Source organism: Lysinibacillus sp. HST-98 (assembly GCF_016757845.1).
GTDB classification, from domain to species: domain Bacteria; phylum Bacillota; class Bacilli; order Bacillales_A; family Planococcaceae; genus Lysinibacillus; species Lysinibacillus capsici.
Genome location: NZ_JAENHX010000019.1, coordinates 1 through 5935, shown reverse-complemented (window position 1 = coordinate 5935; position 5935 = coordinate 1). Strand labels below are relative to the sequence as shown.

Here is a 5935-nt window from a genome sequence, read left to right as displayed (position 1 = left end):
AGTTGCTCTACCTGCTGAGCTAAACCGGCATATGGTGGAGGATGACGGGCTCGAACCGCCGACCCTCTGCTTGTAAGGCAGATGCTCTCCCAGCTGAGCTAATCCTCCTGGGTATTATGCCTAGCGACGTCCTACTCTCACAGGGGGAAGCCCCCAACTACCATCGGCGCTAAAGAGCTTAACTTCCGTGTTCGGTATGGGAACGGGTGTGACCTCTTTGCCATCATCACTAGACTTTGTTATGTATCTTGTTTTGAAGTTGTTTACCTGTCCTTCAAGACAAGAATTATTGTATAACGTTTTCTAACATTGTGCAATACTTTTTTATAAAAAAAAGAAATTATTACTTTTTAAAGATATTTTTGTTAAGTAAGAGAAAATATTGCCCTGCAAAATATTATAGCAATTGTTGGTTCAAAAGAAAACAATTATTTTATTTGCCGATATTATTAGCTTATAATCTATTTCAATACAAGTGAAGAATATCGATAATCCTTCACTCGTCTTTTCATTAAATATTTGAAAGCTCTATTTTTAATTTTACAATATCCTCAAGTGTAGTAGAAGGACCAAAAGATATTCTAAAAAATTGGCGTGCCGCTTCCAAAGAGAACCCCATAGATAGAATAGCCTTTGTTCCCGATTCACTATGAATATCACATGCACTACCAGTAGAGATACAGATTCCCGCCTCATTTAACTTTAAAAGAACATATTGCCCCTCTACTTTCTCCATCATTACCCCACAAATATTAGGTAGTTGCTGTTTACATTCAACGAGTTGACATGTTTCAGGTAAATTATTTTCAAAATAATCTCTTAACGTTTCATAATGTTGCAACTCATATTGATAGTTTTCAATTGCCGCGGCAAAGGCCACGATTGCAGGAGTATCTAATGTCCCCCCTCTAAGACCCCTCTCATGTGTCACACCTGGTGTTAATGCAGGTACTCTGATTACAGGGTTCATATATATAGCACCACAGCCCTTTGGCCCACCTATTTTATGAGCCGAGATGGTAATAGCATCGGCCCCCTTTGGTATAGCTAGTTTACCAAATGATTGTACACAATCAACGTGACAGAAAATATTTGATTTGCTTGCCATCTTTACGATTTTCTCTACAGGCTGGATTGAACCAATTTCAGAATTGACATGTTGAATGGTAATCAAAGCAGTCTCTTCTCGGATTGCTTGTTGCAATTGTCCCAGATCAACACAACCATCCTTCTGCAAAGGTAATTTTGTTACAGTAAAGCCCTTTTTCTCAAGTGTATTCAAAGCTGCATGCACTGACGTATGCTCAGCTTGAGAAGAAATAATGTGTTTTCCTTTTTTTGAGGCTAGTGCTAACGATAAGATGGCTATGAGATTTCCCTCTGTTCCACTACCCGTAAAAATTACACCATCACTAGTTACACCTAGGGCTTGGGCTACAACCTCTCTTGATTGCTGGACAAAATAAAGAGCTTGTCCCCCTAAATCATGCAGACTCGCACTATTTCCATAATACCGTTGTGCCACCTCTACATATGCCTCAAGAGATTCCCTCATCATAGGTGATGTTGCAGCATAATCCATATAAATCATCGTCTTCTTCCTCTCTTGTTCATCAGGTCTTGTTTTCTTTTTTATTTTATGTAAAGATAAGTGTCAAGACAACTGTAAAGAAGGTATAACTATGGATGTAAAGACAGACGTCCTTATAATTGGTAGTGGAATTGCTGCACTTCAGGCTGCTTTAGTGCTTGAAAAACATTTTCAAATACAAATTGTTACAAAATCATCTTTATATATGAGTAGTTCTTACCGTGCACAAGGTGGGATTGCTGCTGTTACTAGTGAGGAAGATCATATTCGACACCATATTGCTGATACATTGAAAGCTGGCGAGTATCATCATGAGAAAAGGCATGTTAAAACTCTTATAAAAGATGGCACTGAGATTATGCAAAACTATCTAAAGGATGGCCTCCCTGTTGATCGGCAGGTCGATGGAAAACCTGCTCTAGGACTTGAAGGAGCACATAGTCATCATCGTATTCTACATGCAGGTGGTGATCGTACTGGTCAGATTTTCATAGATTATTTGCTTCATAAACTCTCACCCAAAACAAAGATCAATTGCTATGAAATGGCTTATGAGCTTTTACGGAATACAGATGGTGACTGTGTAGGAGTACTAACCAAAGGAGAAAAAGGTACAAAACGTTATTTGGCTCATCATGTTATTTTAGCGACAGGTGGCGCAGGTGCCCTTTATTCAAGTACATCTAACTTTCCAACTAATACAGGGGATGGGATCGCATTAGCATTTCGAGCAGGCGCTGCCATTAGTGATATGGAATTTATGCAATTTCACCCGAGTCTTCTTTGGTGTAAAAATGAAGTAAAGGGATTAGTTTCTGAAGCTGTCAGAGGGGCTGGCGGTATTTTTGTTAATGCACAGCATCAGCCCATTATGACAGGTTTACATGCTCAACTTGACCTAGCACCAAGACATATTACTGCACTTGCCCTATTTACAAAACGTGCAGCTGGTGAAGAAACGTTTATTGATATCACTAACATTCACGACTTTGAAGAAAAATTTCCAACAATTGCTCAGCTATGCCATGTTCATCACGTTCATTTACAAGATGGCCTAATCCCCGTGGCTCCAGGAAGTCATTTCTTGATGGGTGGTGTTATTGCTGATGACAAAGGAAAAACTACTATACCAAACTTATATGCAGTCGGTGAGGTTGCCTGTACAGGTGTACATGGCGCGAATCGTTTAGCAAGTAACTCCCTATTGGAAGGTATTACATTTGGTCAAAAAATGGCGCAGTACATTATTCAAAAAGGGTGTCATCAAAAAAACTTTTTACTGGAAAAGCATCAATGTGCTGATAAAATGCCACCTTTATTTAGCAAACCCCAATTACAGCAACACATGATGCGGTTCCTAGGTATTGTTAGAAATATTGATGACTTGCAGCATTTTGCAAAGCAACTACCCTCTTTGCAATCACTTTCTCAAGTTAATTTAAAGGGTCTTGAACTAGCGGAGTTGGAATTATTTATGATGCATGTAGTCGCCACATTAATGGCACATGCAGCAATTACCCGAACGGAAACTAGAGGAGCTCATATTCGAACGGATAAGCCCGAAATGAAATCTCAATGGGCAAGCCGATGGATTATTTTTTCGCAAGGACAAATGAAAGTGAGGAACTCATTGTATGAATATCATCAAACTCGAGGAAATGCTCAAGCAATTTTTTAATGAGGATTTAGGAGATGGAGATTTATCGAGTGAATTTATCTTTTCACCCGAACAGCAGGGAGCATTTTCTTTTTACGCGAAAGAAAGCGGAATTTTTTGCGGGGCTAACATTATTGAGCATGGCTTTCTCTTACTCGATCGATCAATCGAAGTCAACCTTCATAAAAAAGATGGAGAGATGGTTAAGTCAGGTGATGTACTCGCTGTGATTAAAGGTCCCTTACAAAAGTTATTAATCGGTGAGCGTGTCATTTTAAATCTTATTCAACGTATGTCTGCTATTGCAACGGCAGCCCATCTTGCCGTTCAAGAAACAGTAGGTACTCACGCAAAAATATGTGATACGCGTAAAACACTACCAGGACTGCGTATGTTAGATAAATATGCTGTTCGAATTGGTGGTGCTTTTAATCATCGTAATGGGCTGTATGACGCAATTATGCTAAAGGATAATCATATTGCCTTTGCTGGTAGCATTACAAAGGCAGTTCAGGCCGCTAGAGTAAAAGTCGGTCATACCGTAAAAATTGAAGTTGAAATTGAAACCAAAGAACAATTAGAAGAAGCTATCAACGCAGGAGCAGATATTATTATGTTTGATAACCGTAGCCCAGAAGAAATTCGTGCATGGCTTCCCATTGTTCCTCCCACTATTGCGACTGAAGCATCTGGGGGCATCACACTTGAAAATTTAAAGGCATATGCCCAATCGGGGATTCAATGGATTTCACTTGGCTCCTTAACACATTCAGTTAAAGCTTTTGATATTAGTGCACTCGTTCAAATGAAAGGAGATCATTCCCTTGTCCATCACTAGTTTATTACAACAGACGACATTACTCCCAGAGCATTATCGGGAACTATCTGTAAAGGAAATGGAATCTCGTATTTTATCAATAAAGAAAAAATTAGGTCCTAAATTATTTATTCCTGGCCACCATTATCAAAAAGATGAAGTCATTCAATTTGCAGACGCAACTGGGGATTCTTTACAGTTAGCTCAAATATCCGCAGCAAATAAGGAAGCTGAACACATCGTATTTTGCGGTGTACATTTTATGGCAGAGACTGCTGATATGCTGACAACGAAACAGCAACATGTCTATTTACCAGATATGCGCGCTGGTTGTTCAATGGCTGATATGGCAGATATTTATCAAACAGAACAAGCATGGCCCATTCTTCAAGAACTCTTTGGTAATACGATTATTCCTCTAACCTATGTTAATTCAACTGCGGCTATTAAAGCCTTTACTGGAAGACATGGTGGTGCTTGTGTCACTTCATCGAATGCAAAGGAACTTGTTCAATGGGCTTTTACCCAAAAACAGCGTATCTTCTTTTTACCTGACCAACATTTAGGAAGAAATACTGCCTATGATTTAGGTATACCTCTTGAAAATATGGCTGTTTGGAATCCACATAAGAACATGCTCGAAACAAAAGAGCCTCTTGAAAATATCCAGGTTATTCTTTGGAAGGGTCACTGCTCTGTGCACGAAGGTTTTACGGTTCAACATACAGAGGTTATTCGCAAAGAACACCCGGCTATGAGGATTATCGTTCACCCAGAGTGCAGCCGTGAAGTGGTAGCAGCGGCTGATGATGCAGGCTCCACAAAATACATTATTGATACAATCAATCGAGCTCCAAGCGGATCTGCATGGGCAATTGGAACAGAAATGAACCTTGTCAATCGCATTATTAAGCAGCATCCTGATAAACATATTGTCTCCTTAAATGAAAACTTTTGTCCTTGTTTAACAATGAATCGAATTGACCTTCCACATTTGTTATGGAGCTTAGAAAGTATTGAGCAAGGTCAACCTCATAACCGTATACAAGTAGATGAACATACTACCACTGAAGCACTTAGTTCACTTGATAGAATGCTAGCCAGAGGATAAATAGTTAAACTTTTTAAACAGAAAGGTTGAAGATATAACCTTTCTGTTTTTGTTGACAAACACCTGCTTTCAATAGTGCTAATGGCTTCCATTTTCGCCTGCTTGGCTAAAATTGACACGACTTTATGCTCCATGATACTGTCAATTTGGAGGTGATATTAAATGGCTTTTCAATCGAAAAATATCTTTATCAATTTACCAGTAAAAGATCTAAACAAATCTATCAGTTTTTTTAAGGAATTAGGTTTTGAGTTCAATCAACAATTCAGTGATGAAACAACAGCCTCAATGATTATTAGTGAAAATATCTTCGTATTAATAATGGTTGAAGAACGATTTAAAGGATTTAGTAAGAAAGAAGTTACGGATACTACTACTTCTGCAGAAGCAATCTTATGTCTTTCTGCTGAAAGCCGAGAACAAGTAGATCAATTAGTGAATAAGGCACTTGCCTCTGGTGGTAAACCATATAGTGAACCACAAGATCACGGATTTATGTATGGTTGGGGTTTTCAAGATGTAGATGGGCATATCTGGGAAGTGGTTTATATGGATGAAAATGCATTGAATCAACAGTAAATTTTGTATCTATGAATATCAAAAAACAGTAGATGCATTTGCATCTACTGTTTTTAGTATGACCCGTACGGGATTCGAACCCGTGTTACCGCCGTGAAAGGGCGGTGTCTTAACCACTTGACCAACGGGCCCATGGCGGAGAAGGAGGGATTTGAACCCTCGCGCCGGTTACCCGACCTA

Annotated in this window: 5 protein-coding genes, 2 tRNA genes and 1 rRNA gene; 4 read left to right on the top strand and 4 right to left on the bottom strand. The window is 39.2% G+C overall.

All coding sequences use genetic code 11. The features are described 5' to 3' along the window. Window positions 1-32 precede the first annotated feature (32 nt). The 3 genes from JIN86_RS23300 to JIN86_RS23290 form a co-directional block, all read right to left on the bottom strand. Window positions 33-108, bottom strand: a tRNA-Val gene (locus JIN86_RS23300). Window positions 109-118: 10 nt separating this feature from the next. Further along, a 5S ribosomal RNA gene (gene rrf, locus JIN86_RS23295) occupies window positions 119-234 on the bottom strand. A 277-nt stretch (window positions 235-511) separates the two neighbouring features. Beyond that, window positions 512-1582, bottom strand: a complete 1071-nt coding sequence (locus JIN86_RS23290; RefSeq protein ID WP_051145746.1) for a cysteine desulfurase family protein — start codon at window positions 1580-1582, stop codon at window positions 512-514. Between the two features lie 100 nt (window positions 1583-1682). On the opposite strand from JIN86_RS23290, the gene nadB reads away from it, so the two are divergent. From nadB to JIN86_RS23270, 4 genes are all read left to right on the top strand, one after another. Continuing rightward, window positions 1683-3269: an L-aspartate oxidase gene (nadB, locus tag JIN86_RS23285; RefSeq protein ID WP_202342973.1), complete on the top strand. Its 1587-nt coding sequence runs from the start codon at window positions 1683-1685 to the stop codon at window positions 3267-3269. Then, window positions 3226-4086, top strand: a complete 861-nt coding sequence (gene nadC, locus JIN86_RS23280) for a carboxylating nicotinate-nucleotide diphosphorylase (protein ID WP_004227779.1) — start codon at window positions 3226-3228, stop codon at window positions 4084-4086. The genes nadB and nadC overlap by 44 nt, the downstream gene beginning before the upstream one ends. Continuing rightward, the gene (gene nadA / locus JIN86_RS23275) at window positions 4073-5176 is read left to right on the top strand and encodes a quinolinate synthase NadA (protein WP_004227777.1); all 1104 of its coding nucleotides are present in this window, start codon (window positions 4073-4075) and stop codon (window positions 5174-5176) included. Before nadC ends, nadA begins: the two co-directional genes overlap by 14 nt. Window positions 5177-5338: 162 nt before the next feature. Next, window positions 5339-5755: a VOC family protein gene (locus JIN86_RS23270; protein WP_004227774.1), complete on the top strand. Its 417-nt coding sequence runs from the start codon at window positions 5339-5341 to the stop codon at window positions 5753-5755. Window positions 5756-5814: 59 nt separating this feature from the next. Here JIN86_RS23270 and JIN86_RS23265 read toward each other — a convergent pair. Then, window positions 5815-5886, bottom strand: a tRNA-Glu gene (locus JIN86_RS23265). Between the last annotated feature and the right edge of the window lie 49 nt (window positions 5887-5935).